Below are 15,487 nucleotides of genomic sequence, written 5' to 3' on the forward strand. Positions count from 1 at the left end.
TTCGATGGTATCACCTGCGATGTACCCAAACCACCTCGAAGTGACGAATGAACAATACAATTGGTATAGCGCAAAAAAAGAATTAATTAGATAGGATTTTTAGGCATAAAACAAAAAACGGCCCACCAAACAAGTTGGTAGGCCGGTATAGCAAACTGGGGAGAAGCTATCAATTTGTTGCACCCTTTCAGATGCATCATCAACAGGATGTCCTACAGGATAGGACAGGCGGGACTTTAGCAAAAGCACGCATTAAAATACAATCATATTCCTGTAAAATAGCTCGAATTGACGAACATATAACTATTTAATACAAATAGTTGCTTAAATTAACCTTATTTTAACTAAAGCTTGCATATAGCTAATTAAATAGCTGTGATTCGCCATTTTTATTAAACATAAAAAAAGCGCCAAAAGGCGCTTTAATTAAAATGCTCAAATTGCATTAATGAGCTTGTTCCCAGTTGTCACCTTCATCGGCTTCAACAATAAGCGGCACATCAAGCGCTGCAGCTTGCGACATCAGCTCACAAATATGTTTTGTGTATTCTGGTGCGCAGTCTGTTTTAATTTCAAATACCAATTCATCGTGTACTTGCATAAGTAACTTAATCGTATTTGGCGCTTGTTCGTGTACCCAGCGGTTAACGCTCAGCATTGCCTTTTTAATAATATCAGCAGCAGTACCTTGCATTGGTGCGTTTATAGCAGCACGTTCGGCTCCTTTTCTGCGCGCGCCATTACGTGCGTTTATTTCTGGCAAATGTAGGCGGCGACCAAATATTGTTTCAACATAGCCATTTTCAGCCGCTTTTTCGCGTGTTGTTTCCATGTACTCTAATACACCTGGAAAACGCTCAAAATACTTATCTATGTAATGCTGCGCTTCCTGGCGCGGCACATCTAGTTGACGTGCTAAACCAAATGCCGACATACCGTAAATTAAGCCAAAATTTACTGCTTTTGCCTTGCGGCGCATATCGGTAGTTACATCATCAAGCTCTACACCAAATACTTCAGCGGCAGTTGCACTGTGTACATCTAAGCCGTTAGCAAATGCATTTAATAAACCTTTGTCTTGTGAAAGATGCGCCATAATACGCAGCTCAATTTGGCTGTAATCGGCAGCGACAATTTTATAACCATCAGCAGCTATAAACGCTTCACGAATTCGACGCCCTTCTTCTGAACGAATAGGAATATTTTGTAAATTAGGATCGGTTGAACTCAAGCGCCCCGTTGCTGTAATTGCCTGATGATATGACGTATGTACACGCTGGGTTTTCTCATTCACCATTAATGGTAATTTATCAGTGTAAGTTGATTTAAGCTTTGATAAACCACGATGCTCTATGATTACTTTAGGTAGTGGATAATCATGAGCAAGCTCTTGCAATACTTCTTCTGCGGTAGAAGGTGCACCTTTAGGTGTTTTTTTGATAATAGGCAGGCCAAGCTTTTCAAACAACAATACTTGTAGTTGCTTAGGAGAGCTTAAATTAAATGGTTCGCCTGCTATTTCAAATGCTTCTTTTTCAAGCTCAATTAAACGCTCGCCTAAACGCATACTGTGTGCTGCAAGCATATTACTATCTATTGCAACGCCGGTTCGTTCAATATCAGAAATCACACTAACAAGTGGCATTTCTATATCTTCAAATACCGATTTTAGCTTTTCATCAGCCGCTATTTTTGGCCAAAGCACTTCATGTAGGCGCAAAGTAATATCGGCATCTTCTGCAGCGTAAGGCGCAGCTTTTTCAAGTTCAATTTGGTTGAAGGTAAGTTGCTTTTTACCTTTGCCAGCAATATCTTCAAAGCTAATATTTTTATGACCTAGATATTTAAGTGCTAGCGAGTCCATATCGTGGCGTGTACCCACACTATTAAATACGTATGACTCAAGCATGGTGTCAAACTTAATACCGTTTAGCGCAAAACCTGCATTCGCTAATACACTTTTGTCGTATTTAAGGTTTTGCCCTACTTTAGCTTTGTTTTCATCGGCCAAAATTGGACCTAGCTTTTGCATTACAAATTCAAGACTTAGTTGCTCAGGCGCACCCGGGTAGTCATGCGCTAGAGGTAAATACACAGCTTCACCCGCTTTTACGGCAAAACTCATACCCACTAATTGCGCTTTCATGTAATCAAGGCTGGTAGTTTCTGTATCAAATGCAAATAACTCGGCACTATTTAATTGCTCTATTAACGTATCAAATTGCGCTTGCGTTAAAATAGTTTCGTAATGGGCATCTTCTACTTTTGGTAATTCAGTGGCTTCGGTAGGTACAGCTAAATGTGTTTCTGCATCTTTGGGGTTATCTAGTAACTCAGCTAACCAACGACGAAATTCGCACTCACCATATAGTGCAATTAATTCGTCTTTATTTGGCTCTTGTAGTTTGAACGTATCAAGATCTGATTCGACTTCAACATCGCACTTAATTGTTGCAAGCTCGTAGCTTAAAGGCAGATGATCGAGAGCTGCAGCTAACTTTTCACCTATTTTACCCTTAATCTCACTTGCGTGATCCATTACACCTTGCAACGAGCCATATTTCTCTAACCACTTAACGGCCGTTTTTGGACCACAGCCTTCAACACCTGGGATATTATCGACCTTATCGCCCATTAGTGCCAAGTAATCGATAATAAGTTCGGGGCCTACACCAAACTTTTCAACTACGGTAACAGGATCTGAAATACTGTCGGTCATCGTGTTTATTAATGTAACGTGTTCATTTACAAGTTGCGCCATATCTTTATCACCAGTGGAGACAAGGACATGCCGTTTTTGCTCAGTTGCAATGCGTGCAAATGTGCCAATAACATCATCAGCTTCAACGCCTTCGATACTAATTAGCGGAAAACCCATCGCTTTGATAATGCTATGTATTGGTGCTATTTGCGTACGTAAGTCATCCGGCATCGGCGGGCGATTTGCCTTATATTCGCTATACATATCGTTACGGAACGTTTTGCCTTTAGCATCAAATATAACCACCATGTGTGAGGGATCATATTGTCTGATCAAGCTTTTAAGCATGTTGATCACGCCATAAATAGCGCCCGTAGCCTCACCTTTAGAATTAGTTAAATGCGGCGGAGAATGATAAGCACGAAATAAGTATGACGAGCCATCAACTAAAATAAGTGGGTTTTCGGGGATCTGAGCCATGGTGAATTTGGATCCTAAATGCAAAAAATTAAGGTAATTATAAGCATGCCATAAGGTAGTAAATAAAACGACTGTGAATTACTGTTTATCGTGTTATTAAAACTAGAGCAAGCTGTGGATAAGTGTGTAGATAACAGCCACGAGCTATTCTTCCAAAGCATTATAAAATGCCTAGAAAATACTTTAACTATATGTTTTAATTTAAAAAAGATAATACGAGGTTCTTTTTTTATTATTTTAAACCAATGTGGAAAAAGGTTTTCTAACGACTGCTTCTGTTGTTATTCACTTTGATTATTCGCGTCCATTTAAATAACCGGAGGAGTATTCTAGCACAATGGATCGAAGATCATAGCGATCCTTTATAATTTTTTTAAAGGCAAAGTGATCGCAAATGGCATAAACCGCAAGACGACTTGCACTGCGAATGATTTTTGTACTAAAAATTTATTTTCGCGAGAAATTTTGAGCATGTTAAACTTCATCCGATCGACTTATAAAAAAGACTTTAGGGGCACAAAAGCATGAAAAACGTAGCAGTAATATTAGCAGGGTCTGGTGTGTACGATGGTAGTGAAATTAATGAAGCAATTTTAACTTTATTACATATAGCCAAAAATGGCGCAACGTATCAGTGTTTTGCACCAGATATTGAGCAACTTCATACCATTAACCATTTAACAGGTGAAGTAATGCCTGATAAACGCAATGTATTAACAGAAGCTGCTCGCATTGCACGAGGTGACATTAAATCACTGATTGAACTAGACGTGACTCAGTTTGACGCATTAATTGTACCTGGCGGTTTCGGTGCTGCAAAAAACTTATGCGATTTTGCAATTAAAGGCGCAAAAGCAAATATCAATCAGGACGTCCTTAATGCTTGTAAATCATTTGCAAAAGCAAATAAGCCTGCAGGTTATATGTGTATTGCACCCGCATTGATCCCATTTATTTACGATAACGCCGCACTTACTATTGGTAACGATGTAGAGACAGCACAAGCGCTAAGCACATTAGGCGCTAAACATATAGATTGTGCGGTTGACGGTGTAGTTATCGATGAACCAAATAAGTTAGTTACCACCCCTGCTTACATGTTGGCAGAATCGATTCTTGAAGCCGACGCAGGGATCGCAAAACTAGTTAGTAGCGTATTATCAATAAATTGATTTTGATCTTAGGATCTAAAAAGTTAATTGTATGACTGATTACGCTTATTAAATTGCTTAACAAAAAACAGTAAATAATTAAATTTTATTGCGTTAACGCAAAAAGTAGTCAGTTTTATTAATAAAAACGGCTCTTAGCATTTTATAAATTGGCTCAGAGAGTTATAATCGGTTTAATTTCCGTCATCTTTAATCGTGATTGATCACGTTCAAATCGAAGTGAGCAAGGCAAAATGAAAAAATTAACAGCTGCAGCATTATTATTGCTAGCAACCACTGCATACGCACAGCCATATGATAACTCTATGACTGAAGATGCAATTAAAGCACGTCTCGCGCCGGTTGGTGCTGTATACCTTGAAGGCGATAAAGCTGCAGTTGCAGCGGTGCCTACAGGTCCTCGTTCTGGTGAGCAAGTATATCAAGGTGCATGTTTTGCATGTCACGGCACCGGTGCACTAGGCGCGCCTAAATCGGCTGACGATTGGGCTCCACGTATTGCTAAAGGTAAAGATACTTTACTTGAGCATGCGCTAAATGGCTTTAATGCTATGCCTCCAAAAGGCACGTGTATGGATTGTTCTGATGATGAGATTAGCGCTGCTATCGACTTTATGACATCTAAATAAGCTCGATTGAAATATAAAAAAGGTTTACTTCTGTAAGCCTTTTTTAATGCCTAAAATAGTGTATCTAGCTACTGCTTTAGTAGGAATATCAACTTGACGATAAGCACTAAAAGTGAAAGTATAAGGCTAATAACTATACAATAAAAATAGCCGGTTAGATCATTGGAAGATAAACTATCAGTATCGAGTAAATTGGCGTATCAAAATAAACGCCTTAGAGCGCTTCTCGAGAAATACAAACAATCACATCACTTACAAAATGCCCTGATCCAATTATCAGAGCAGGCAAGTACTGTGGCCGAGCTGACCCTGCTATACCCCGCCATCCATGATATTTTACAAAAGTACGTACCTAGTAAAAGTTTTTATGTGGTGCTGCTAAATCAATACAGTCAATCACTGGAACTTTCTTACTTTTCAGATGAAAAAGATGGTATTGCCGTCGCCCTTAACCAATCAAATAGCTTTGATGAAGGCGCCACGGGTTATGTATTTAAACAGGGTAAAACCACATGTTTTACCAAGCAGCAAATGCAAGATGCTGCAGCAGAAGGTTTATTTAAAGCATTAGGCACTCCTGCCGAACACTGGGTAGGCGTACCTGTTTACCAAGAACACAATATTATCGGTGTATTAGCAGCTCAAAGTTACGATACAAAACAAGGCTATAGCTCACAGCAAATACAATTACTTGAGTTTATGTCGCTTTATTTGGCAACAGCAATAGAGCGTGTAAAAAAACGAGAGCTTCTTGAGTCAGAAGTTAAAATTCGCACCCGCGCACTCACTCAAAGTAACGATGCACTAAACCTTGAAATAGAGCAGCGTAAACGCGCACTTCAACGCCAACAAATTCTATTTAAAATATCTGAGATAGCAACACAAGCTAAAAACCTTGATGACGCTTATTTTAAAATACACGAAATAATAAAAACAATTACCTACGCAGAAAACTTATATATTGCACTTTATGATAAAGAAACAGGGTGGATTAGTTTTCCTTATTGCGTCGATGAATTTAAAGAAAATACACAGCCAAGACGCTTTGCTAAAGGTTATAGCGAACTGGTAATAAGCACCGAAGAAACACAACTAATACACCCATGTAGAGCAAAAGAATTAATAGAAAGCGGTGTGGTACAACGTTCAGCACCTGTACCAAAAGAGCAAATGGCCACTAGCTGGTTAGGCGCTCCACTTAAAACAGCTCAAGGTGTTATCGGCCTTATTGTTTGCCAAGCCTACGATAACAAACATATTTTCAGCCGAGATGATTGCGAGTTAATTACCTTTGTATCGCATCAAATTGCAGCTGTTTTACAAACAAAGCTCGTCAATCAAGCAATTGCAAAAAGCCATCAAGAACTCGAATTTAGAGTAAACGAAAAAACCAAAGAATTGCGTCAAACTAATCTGCACTTACAAATGCAAATAGATGAGCGAAAAAAAATAGAGCTGCAGCTTTATCATGATGCACATCACGATTCACTTACGAGCTTGCCTAATCGTAGTCTATTTTTAACTCAGCTCGAAAAAACGCTACAACATTATCAACGTTTTCCTGAGCACCACTTTGCTGTTTTGTTTATCGATTTAGATAAATTTAAAGATATTAACGATCAGCTTGGCCACCATGCAGGCGATCAATTTTTAATTAACGTGAGTGAGTTATTTGCCCAATGTATACGCGAGCATGATTTACTAGCACGTTTAGGCGGGGATGAATTTGTTATTTTATTAACCCATTTAACTGAGCCTCAACAAGCAGAAGATGTTGCAAATCGTATTATAGATTTAATGAAAAAACCCTTTTATCTCAAAGGTGAGTCTTTACAAAGTGGCGCAAGTATAGGGATAACCTACTCCAAGAAAAGCTATACGCATACAGATGAAATTATTCGTGATGCCGATGCCGCCATGTATCACGCCAAAAACTCAGGAAAAAATCGTTACGAGTTATTTCATCCGCTATTAACGCAATCAATACCTGCGCAGACTCTAAAAGCACAACATCACCTTGATATATTACCTATGAGTTTTAGAAGCTCAGAAATAATTACGCTTGATGAGCAACAACAGTCTGAATCTTTATTTGAAGCATTTGGTGAACACCCAATGCTTGGCTTTACTAGCTTTGATATTTTGAAAAAGTTTGCATCAGATAAAGAGCAGCATCTGCAAGTAGAGTTACAACTATTACAACGCGCCTATGCACAAGCAATTACTGCAAATGTTGCTATGGCATTGGTTCCTTGCTCTGGTTTGCTACTTGAGGAACACGAATTTGTTTTATTTACAGATACGCTAAATAAACAACAAGGACAAAGCCAACTCTGTTTATTATTTGATGAACAAGAAATTCGCCACGCATGTGCAACGCAAATAAAAAACCTCAAAACGCTATCACAACTTGGTTACTCAATTGGTTTAAACAATTTTGCTAAAGACAGGTGCGAGCTTAATTTACTAACCGATATTAATTTTGATTATTTACTACTTAGCTCGACCTTTAGTAAGCGTGTTTTACAACAAGAAAGTTACGATTTTCAGCTACAGGGAGTGCTTGCAATTACAAAGCTCAAAGCAATGAAGGTCATTGCTAAAGGCCCATCCATACTCAATTTTAGGGCCTTACTAGACAAGCACGGTTTGGCATTTTTTGTAGGTAAACAACATGCTTTAGTATGCTCTGAGTTACCTGAAGTACAAGCAACCCAGTCTTTATAAAATTAGCCTGAGCTATCACTCAGGCTTTTTAAACATCGCTCGTAAGTTAGCGACTCTTGCTTGGCCTTTTTCCATGCGCTCTGCTTGGGTATTTGGCGCCTTTTTGTTTTCGAACGCAAGATCATCCTGCGGTAACTCTTGTACAAATCGACTTAATTCAGTTTGTGAGGTTTCACCAAATTGACGACGTATTTTTGCATAAGTAAGTGTTAACTCCTGCTGTGCACGAGTAATACCAACATAAGCTAAGCGACGTTCTTCATCTACGTTATCCTCATCAATACTTACCTGATGCGGAAGTAAGCCCTCTTCCATACCCACCATAAATACGTACGGATACTCTAAGCCCTTTGATGCATGTAATGTTGATAAGTGCACTGCATCGGTTTCATCTTCTTCTTCGTTACGCTCAAGCATATCGCGAAGGGTTAGCTTGCTAACAACCTCGGCTAATGTCATTGGTTCGTTGTCGGCATCACCGGTCAACATATCTGTTATCCAACGATACAGCTCGGATACGTTTTTCATACGCATTTCAGCGGCTTTAGCACTTGGTGATGACTCGTACAAATATGCCTCGTAATTAATATTACGCACTAAGTCTTTAACAGCTTCGAGCGTATCACCGCGTACTGCGTTATCTGATAGCTCAACCACCCAGCGTGCAAACCCAGCAAGCGCATTAAAGCCACGCCCTGTTAGTCTGTAGCCTAAATCGTTATCAAAACAGGTAGCAAACAAGCTCGCATGTTTTTCGTTAGCTAATGTGCCAAGCTTTTCAAGCGTAACCGTACCAATTTCGCGTCGCGGTGTATTTACGATACGTAAAAAAGCATTGTCATCATCTTGATTAACTAGCAGACGTAAATACGCCATAATATCTTTAATTTCTGAGCGAGCGAAAAAAGACATACCGCCACTAATTTTATAAGGGATACGGTTACTCATAAGTGATTTTTCAAAGCCACGAGCTTGATGATTACCACGATATAAAATAGCGTAGTCTTTATAGCTGGTACGCTTCATAAATTTATGTGAAATTATTTCAGCAACCACACGCTCAGATTCATGCTCTTCATCGCGGCACCCTATTACTTTAATCGGCTCACCATAACCTAGTTCACTAAATAACTTTTTCTCTATGTCATGTGGGTTATTCGCAATTAAAATGTTAGCCGCTTTTAGTATTCGCCCTGCACTTCGATAGTTTTGCTCAAGTTTTATAAGTCTAAGCCCTGGGTAGTCTTTACCTAGTAGCACTAAGTTTTGCGGGCGAGCACCACGCCATGAGTAAATTGATTGATCGTCATCACCTACCACAGTAAAACGGGCACGCTCGCCCACTAGCAATTTAACAAGTTGATATTGGCTTGTATTGGTATCTTGATACTCATCCACCAGCAAGTATTTAAAGCGTTGCTGCCAGCGCTCACGAGATGTGGCGTTATTAGTAAGTAACAAAGTAGGGATCATAATTAAATCATCAAAATCCAGTGCGTTATAAGCACGTAGCTGATTTTGGTATCGCGCATACAACTGTGCAAACAATGCTTTTTGCGCATCACGTGCTTCGCGTATTGCTTGCTCTGGCAGTACTAATTCGTTTTTCCAACTACCAATTTCCATTTTAAGTAGTTTAAGTAAGTCTTTGTCTTTTTTTAGTTCGTCTTCGGTGAGCTCACTAAGAAGCTGATTGGTATCTTGATCATCAAATAACGAAAATCCGGGTTTAAACCCTAATGTACTTAGCTCTTTTTTTATTATTTCTAAACCTAGCGTGTGAAACGTTGATACCCATAAACCTTTAGCGTCTTGTTTACCGAGCGTTTGTAATACTCGCTCACGCATTTCTTTAGCTGCTTTATTAGTAAAAGTAACGGCAGCTATATTTCGCGCTTTGTACTCACATTTTTTCACTAAATAAGCGATTTTATTCGTAATAACACGGGTTTTACCAGAGCCTGCGCCCGCGAGTACTAAGCAGGGACCACTAATATATTTTACGGCTTCATCTTGTTTAGGATTGAGTTTCATAACGACCAAAGAAATTTAAAAGACGCGCAATTTTAACGTAACCATTACAGCGAGCATAGCAATTGCCTTAATTAATTAAGGTAAAGATGATCATGTGTTAAATACCGCGGGTATAAGGTAATATTAGTTATTATCATTTAGGCAATGCCGAAGGGACAAATATGATCAACCCAGCAAAACTTGAAGAAATTGCTAAGCAAATTACTAGCAATATGCCACAAGGCGTAAAAAACCTAGCAGACACACTCGAAGGTAAAACAAAGCAAGTTCTACAAAACAAGCTTGCTGAGATGGACTTTGTGAGCCGTGAAGAATTTGATGTGCAAAGCCAAGTACTTATTCGTACTCGCGAAAAGTTAACCGAACTTGAAGCTAAAGTTTCATTGCTTGAGCAACAACTTAGCGCTAAAACTGACGCTGAATAATTAATTTAATGTACAAAAAAGGCAGCTTAGGCTGCCTTTTGCGTTTTACCAAGTTTATTCAAATAGCTCATCAAGTAGATAATAAGACAACTTAGCCTGCTGAGCTAAACTCACACTCAGCATTTTTTGCGCAACTTGTTCGCCAGTTATTGGTTTGTAACGCTTTAAAAACGCAAATCGTGTAATAACAGGAAAAATAATACTGCCTATCTTTTCTGCCACTCTAAATTGCTCACGATCGCCCAATAATAAAGATGGTTGTAAAATACTTATTTTATCAAAAGGGAGTGCTTTAATATGTTGCTCAAGCTCTCCCTTCATTTTCAAATAAGCACTATTACTGTGTGTATTTGCCCCGCTTGATGACACTAAGCAATAATGCGTAACGCCATTACATGCCGCTAACTGCGCCGCTATAAACTGATAATCAAAATCTACTTTACGCTGAGCGTGTATCGAGCCCGCTCGTTTACGGGTTGTGCCTAAACACGAAAACAATACATCACCTTTAAAAAGCTCAACATATTGAGTTAATTTTTCAAAATCAATAACGTGATTAACTAGCTTTGCATGTGTGACAGGCAGAGCTCGACGGCTTAACGTAACTACTTTTGTATAACGATCGCTATTAAGTAACTTATGGAGCAACTCATTACCGACCAAGCCTGTAGCACCTATCAACACCGCCGTTTTAGTCATGGATTTATTTATTTTCACCCACTTTTTTAAATACGTGTTGCACTGCTTTTTTGTAGCTTTGCGTTTCCTCACTCGCGCACGTTACTACAGACTCTAAATCATGAAGATGGCCGTTTTCTAAACCATAAACCCAACCATGAACGCTTAGTTCTTGGCCGCGCTCCCAGGCATCTTGCACAATGTTAGTACGACACACATTACGTACTTGCTCAATTACATTTAGCTCAATAAGGCGGCTTAAACGTTCGCTTTCTGGCATTGCGTCAAGTTGTTCAAGATGCTTTTCTTTTACATCTCCTACATGGCGTAGCCAATTATCAATAAAGCCAAATTTAGCATTGTTTAAAACGGCTTGTACGCCACCACAACCATAGTGACCGACTACCATTATATGTTTTACTTTTAAAACCTCTACAGCGTACTGCATAACCGATAAGCAGTTATGGTCAGTGTGTACAACCACGTTAGCAACGTTACGATGTACAAATAATTCGCCTGGTAATAAATCAACTATTTGATTTGCAGGTACACGAGAGTCTGAACAACCAATCCATAAATACTCTGGATTTTGTTGCATAGATAAAATTTTAAAAAACTCAGGGTCTGCTTCACTTGTACGAGCAGCCCAACGTTTGTTGTTATCGAATAAATTTTTTAACTTTCTCATTGCATCTCTTATTAAGTCGAGGACGGAAATTTAATGGACATTAGCAAGAATCAAAATATTACGAGGCGTTAACTGCTTTTCACAAAACGTTTTAACGCTTACTTGATAACCTTGCTGTTGCAAATATAAAGCACGATCGAGCACAAGCCAAACTTCAATTGCCCTTCTGAACACATGTCGAACCAGTTCAACTCGGTCAGTTATTTTTTTTCGAGCAACCCCAACCTCTAAATACTTAATATAATCAGTATCTTGAGGTAATTTTAATGCCTTTTCATCTGCAGCCCATGCACAAAACGATTTAAACGAATCTGAGAATATAGCTTTGTTGACCGAAGGTACGCTTACGTAATATTGCTCGCCAGTGATCGACTTTCTTAGTGCATCAAAACCAAGTCGCCACTCAAGTTCTGTTTTACGTACTTTTTCCAGACGAGAAGGCGCTGTGACAGTTTCTTGTAATGCGAGCTTTAAATCACGATGCGTTAGATTAAGCTCACTTTTATTTGCAACCTCACTCATTGCACGGTACTCATTAGCTGTAAATAAATGGTAGCAACAAGGTGAAAAGCTAATTTGCTGTACTTTCGCTAAACTTGCTTGGCGCATAAATGCTTGGTGTAAGCCACCGCATGCGTGAAGCGCTACAGCATGCATGTCTGTATTAAAAAATTGAGTGATATCGTCTTTTAATACATCTGCTTGGCTAAAGTGCATTGCTAAGCCTTGTTGCTGTGCACTTTTTTGTCCTTGCTCGCATAAGCTTTGTTGCAGTTCAATACTATGTACATTACTTGCGCCATTAAACGCAAGCATTCGACCTAAGTGCCCTTTACCCGCGCACCACTCTAAAACAGGTTGTTTGGTATTAGGTAGTGCAGATACAAAATCTTGTAACTGTGCAAACTTACGACCTTTAATGCCGTTACTTATCCAAAATGGATAATCAGCTTGAGAGTGGGCTGTGCTAGGTAACTCGCATAACTTTGCAAGTTCATCAAGTTGGCTTATATGTTGGCTAAAAAATTGGTATAGCTGGTTTTGATCGTTATCAAGAACGCTTACCTGATCATCAGTTAGTTCGCTAAGTATGCCTTGTAGCTCTGGCCAAGGTATAGTGTCAAAATCAAATGCGGTGCACTGCCAATACTGACGATGACGCATTAAAAGTGAATCAAGTGCTAAAAATTGCTCAGCTAAAGTCATAACAGCTTAAAAAATAAAAAAGACAATTAATTATATCAGTTTCGGGAATTACCTAAGCAGTTAATTTTTACTAAAAATAAGCCGTAAATACAAAGGTATTGAAATAATACTTACCAAAATAGCTGCCATGAGCATCCACGATAACTGCATCTTTTCAGGTTCTTGGTATTTATAAATAAAGTGAGATTTTACTTCGTCAAATTCGTTTTGCGGTATGCCATATAAGTCCGCAATTAAGCGCCACTTTGCTATCGACATATGTCCTAAACTGGTGGTGGGTGGGGTTATATAACTTTTTAGTACTTCAGCCTCAAAAGCGAGCTGATAAAAGCTTTTACCCGGTGCATAGTTTTGCTGGGTGACTGCAATGGCTTCATCCATGTTCATCATTGCATAACGCCATCCTTTTAGGCTCGCTTGGTAGAATTTTTCGACCGTTTGAGGATTTTTCTTCAGCATGTTTTCGCTGGTAAATAAAATGTCGCTATATACGTCCATACCATAACGCTGTGGGCAAACAAGTCGATGAGCTACGCCTTGTTGAGTCATATAATAAGGCTCTGTAGTAACATACACTTGCATAGCATCTAGCTTGTTTTCAATCCAAGCCTGGCCTGGATTTTCGCCAACGTAAACTTTGAGTTTATCCACATCAACGCCACTGCGTTTAAGCATAATAAGTAGTTCGGTACCATCATTTTTGCTTACCGCAGTGATACGTTTATTAACAAAGTCACGTGGATGAAAAATATCAGACGTGTCTTTAACCATCCAGCAATAAGGTGAAAATTGCAATAAGGCAGCCATAGCAACAAGAGGTTGGCCATTTATACGTTGCTGTAAAATACCAGAGTGCCCTACACCAAATTGTGCTTCGCCACTGGCGACAGGAGCAAAGGTATCAGGTTGCATTGGATTAGCTTGCTTAATGGTTACATCAAGGCCCGCTTCATTATAAAAGCCTTTTTGCTTTGCCATATAGTAGCCAGCAAACTGAAACTGATGTGTCCATTTTAGCTGTAATGTGACTGATTCTTGCGCCGCGATATGGCTACAAAAAAAGCACAATCCAATGATTAATCCTTTAAATAGCAACTAGGTGTCCTCAAAAAGTATGTCGATTACCTGTAACTATATGTAAAACGTGCGATAAAGCAAGCACCCTAGTTAGGTGCCTGCCTTTAAAGAAGGATTATACTGAGGCGAGTTTTTCGACTTTTTCTACTTGCGGTTTTGATGTTAAAAATTGGCTAAAGCACGGATTTTGTGTTTCATCTTGTACACTGTAACCTAAACGGTTTAAGTGCTCGTTAAACATCTCATACTGACTCGGCTCAATAGCAAAAGCTGCCAGTACATTCCCCATCGAACCACCGTGATTACGATAATGAAATAAGGTAATGTTCCAATTACTACCTAAAGTATCTAAAAAGCGTGCAAGCGCACCTGGATACTCTGGAAATTCAAAGCGAAGTAAGCGCTCATGCAATTGCTCGGGTGCTTTTCCGCCAACCATATAGCGCACATGTAATTTAGCGAGTTCGTTATCCGACAGATCGCAAAATTGGTAGTCATTATTTGTTAAGTCTTGCTTTAGCTCATTAAGCTCTTGCTCGCCTTGGCGCAGGGCAATACCTACAAATATTTGTGCTTCACCAGGTCCTGCATAACGGTAGTTAAACTCAGTAATAGCACGGCCACCTAAAGAAGCACAAAACTGTTTAAAGCTGCCTTTTTCTTCTTTAATAGTAACCGCTAATAACGCTTCGTTTTTTTCACCCAGCGCAGTACGCTCTGCAACATAACGCAGGCGATCAAAGTTTAAATTAGCACCGGATAAAACAGCCGCTAAATGTAACCCTTTTAACCCCGACTGCTGGCTCCACTTTTTAAGCCCTGCCGTTGCAAGTGCACCTGAAGGCTCTGCTATTGCACGGGTAGATACAAAAATATCCTGCATGGCAGCACATATTTCGTCGCTGGTAACGGTTATAACTTCATCACAAAACTTTTGCGCTAAGCGAAATGTTTCAGTGCCAATAATTTTAACCGCTACGCCATCAGCAAAACTACCAACGCGCTCAAGCTCTACCGGTTTGCCTGCTTTAAGTGCCGCTTGTAAACATGCACTTTCGTCGGCTTCTACACCAATTACTTTTATATCTGGACGCAGCGATTTAATATAAACCGCCATCCCAGCAAGTAAACCGCCGCCGCCAACAGGAATAAACACCGCATCGAGCTCGTTTAATTGCTGCATAAGCTCACGTGCTACAGTACCTTGACCAACAATGACGTCTGGGTCATCAAATGGTGGAACAAATATACCGTTTCGTTGCTCTGTAAGCTCAAGCGCATGTGCTTTTGCAGCATCAAAATGATGCCCATGTAGCACAACTTCACCGCCAAGCGCACGTACCGCACTTACTTTTATTTCAGGCGTTGTTACTGGCATTACAATTGTAGCTTGATGCCCTAAGTGAGAAGCACTTAGTGCAACCCCTTGAGCGTGATTACCCGCTGAAGCAGTGATAACCACTGAGCCTTTAGGTAATTTATTTAATTTGTTATACGCACCGCGTAATTTAAATGAATACACGGGCTGTTGGTCTTCACGCTTTAACCAAATATGGTTACCTAATTTAGCACCGAGCTCAGCCATTTCGCTGACCTCGGTAACTTTAGCCAAAGGCTCCATGTTTGCTTGAATAATAGCGCGAAAATAATCGAGCTCTTGAGAGACCATA

The 15,487-nt window shown here is 39.6% G+C and carries 11 protein-coding genes; 4 read left to right on the top strand and 7 right to left on the bottom strand.

The genetic code is table 11. The features are described from left to right. Positions 1 to 445 precede the first annotated feature (445 nt). Positions 446 to 3,181 carry a DNA polymerase I gene (gene polA / locus ABX891_RS16635; RefSeq protein WP_354630056.1) on the bottom strand — a complete coding sequence of 912 codons (2,736 nt, stop codon included), beginning with the start codon at positions 3,179 to 3,181 and terminating at the stop codon, positions 446 to 448. Between the two features lie 524 nt (positions 3,182 to 3,705). Between polA and elbB the strand changes: the two genes are divergently transcribed. The 3 genes from elbB to ABX891_RS16650 all read left to right on the top strand — a co-directional run bounded on the left by elbB (position 3,706) and on the right by ABX891_RS16650 (position 7,709). After that, positions 3,706 to 4,353: an isoprenoid biosynthesis glyoxalase ElbB gene (gene elbB / locus ABX891_RS16640; RefSeq protein ID WP_182696384.1), complete on the top strand. Its 648-nt coding sequence runs from the start codon at positions 3,706 to 3,708 to the stop codon at positions 4,351 to 4,353. A gap of 233 nt (positions 4,354 to 4,586) precedes the next feature. Further along, positions 4,587 to 4,982 carry a c-type cytochrome gene (locus tag ABX891_RS16645; RefSeq protein ID WP_165742840.1) on the top strand — a complete coding sequence of 132 codons (396 nt, stop codon included), beginning with the start codon at positions 4,587 to 4,589 and terminating at the stop codon, positions 4,980 to 4,982. A gap of 162 nt (positions 4,983 to 5,144) precedes the next feature. Beyond that, positions 5,145 to 7,709: a diguanylate cyclase domain-containing protein gene (locus ABX891_RS16650; protein ID WP_354630058.1), complete on the top strand. Its 2,565-nt coding sequence runs from the start codon at positions 5,145 to 5,147 to the stop codon at positions 7,707 to 7,709. Positions 7,710 to 7,724: 15 nt separating this feature from the next. On the opposite strand, the gene rep is transcribed toward ABX891_RS16650, so the two are convergent. Next, positions 7,725 to 9,743: a DNA helicase Rep gene (rep, locus tag ABX891_RS16655; RefSeq protein WP_354630060.1), complete on the bottom strand. Its 2,019-nt coding sequence runs from the start codon at positions 9,741 to 9,743 to the stop codon at positions 7,725 to 7,727. Positions 9,744 to 9,904: 161 nt separating this feature from the next. Between rep and ubiK the strand changes: the two genes are divergently transcribed. Beyond that, positions 9,905 to 10,168 (top strand): ubiquinone biosynthesis accessory factor UbiK, encoded by a 264-nt coding sequence (ubiK, locus tag ABX891_RS16660; protein WP_002959905.1) that lies wholly within the window; start codon positions 9,905 to 9,907, stop codon positions 10,166 to 10,168. Between the two features lie 54 nt (positions 10,169 to 10,222). Here the strand turns inward: ubiK and ABX891_RS16665 are convergent, their stop codons facing one another. The 5 genes from ABX891_RS16665 to ilvA form a co-directional block, all read right to left on the bottom strand. Further along, complete coding sequence (locus ABX891_RS16665; RefSeq protein WP_354630062.1) at positions 10,223 to 10,867, bottom strand: NAD(P)H-binding protein; 645 nt, start codon at positions 10,865 to 10,867, stop codon at positions 10,223 to 10,225. A gap of 4 nt (positions 10,868 to 10,871) precedes the next feature. Continuing rightward, positions 10,872 to 11,534 carry a carbonate dehydratase gene (can, locus tag ABX891_RS16670; protein ID WP_002959903.1) on the bottom strand — a complete coding sequence of 221 codons (663 nt, stop codon included), beginning with the start codon at positions 11,532 to 11,534 and terminating at the stop codon, positions 10,872 to 10,874. Between the two features lie 30 nt (positions 11,535 to 11,564). Next, positions 11,565 to 12,740: a methyltransferase gene (locus ABX891_RS16675; RefSeq protein WP_354630064.1), complete on the bottom strand. Its 1,176-nt coding sequence runs from the start codon at positions 12,738 to 12,740 to the stop codon at positions 11,565 to 11,567. Positions 12,741 to 12,800: 60 nt separating this feature from the next. After that, positions 12,801 to 13,835 (bottom strand): ABC transporter substrate-binding protein, encoded by a 1,035-nt coding sequence (locus ABX891_RS16680; RefSeq protein ID WP_354630066.1) that lies wholly within the window; start codon positions 13,833 to 13,835, stop codon positions 12,801 to 12,803. Positions 13,836 to 13,932: 97 nt separating this feature from the next. Continuing rightward, positions 13,933 to 15,486: a threonine ammonia-lyase, biosynthetic gene (ilvA, locus tag ABX891_RS16685; RefSeq protein WP_354630068.1), complete on the bottom strand. Its 1,554-nt coding sequence runs from the start codon at positions 15,484 to 15,486 to the stop codon at positions 13,933 to 13,935. Position 15,487: the final 1 nt, after the last annotated feature.

This window comes from Pseudoalteromonas sp. NCIMB 1079 (assembly GCF_040567695.1).
Lineage (GTDB): Bacteria > Pseudomonadota > Gammaproteobacteria > Enterobacterales > Alteromonadaceae > Pseudoalteromonas > Pseudoalteromonas distincta.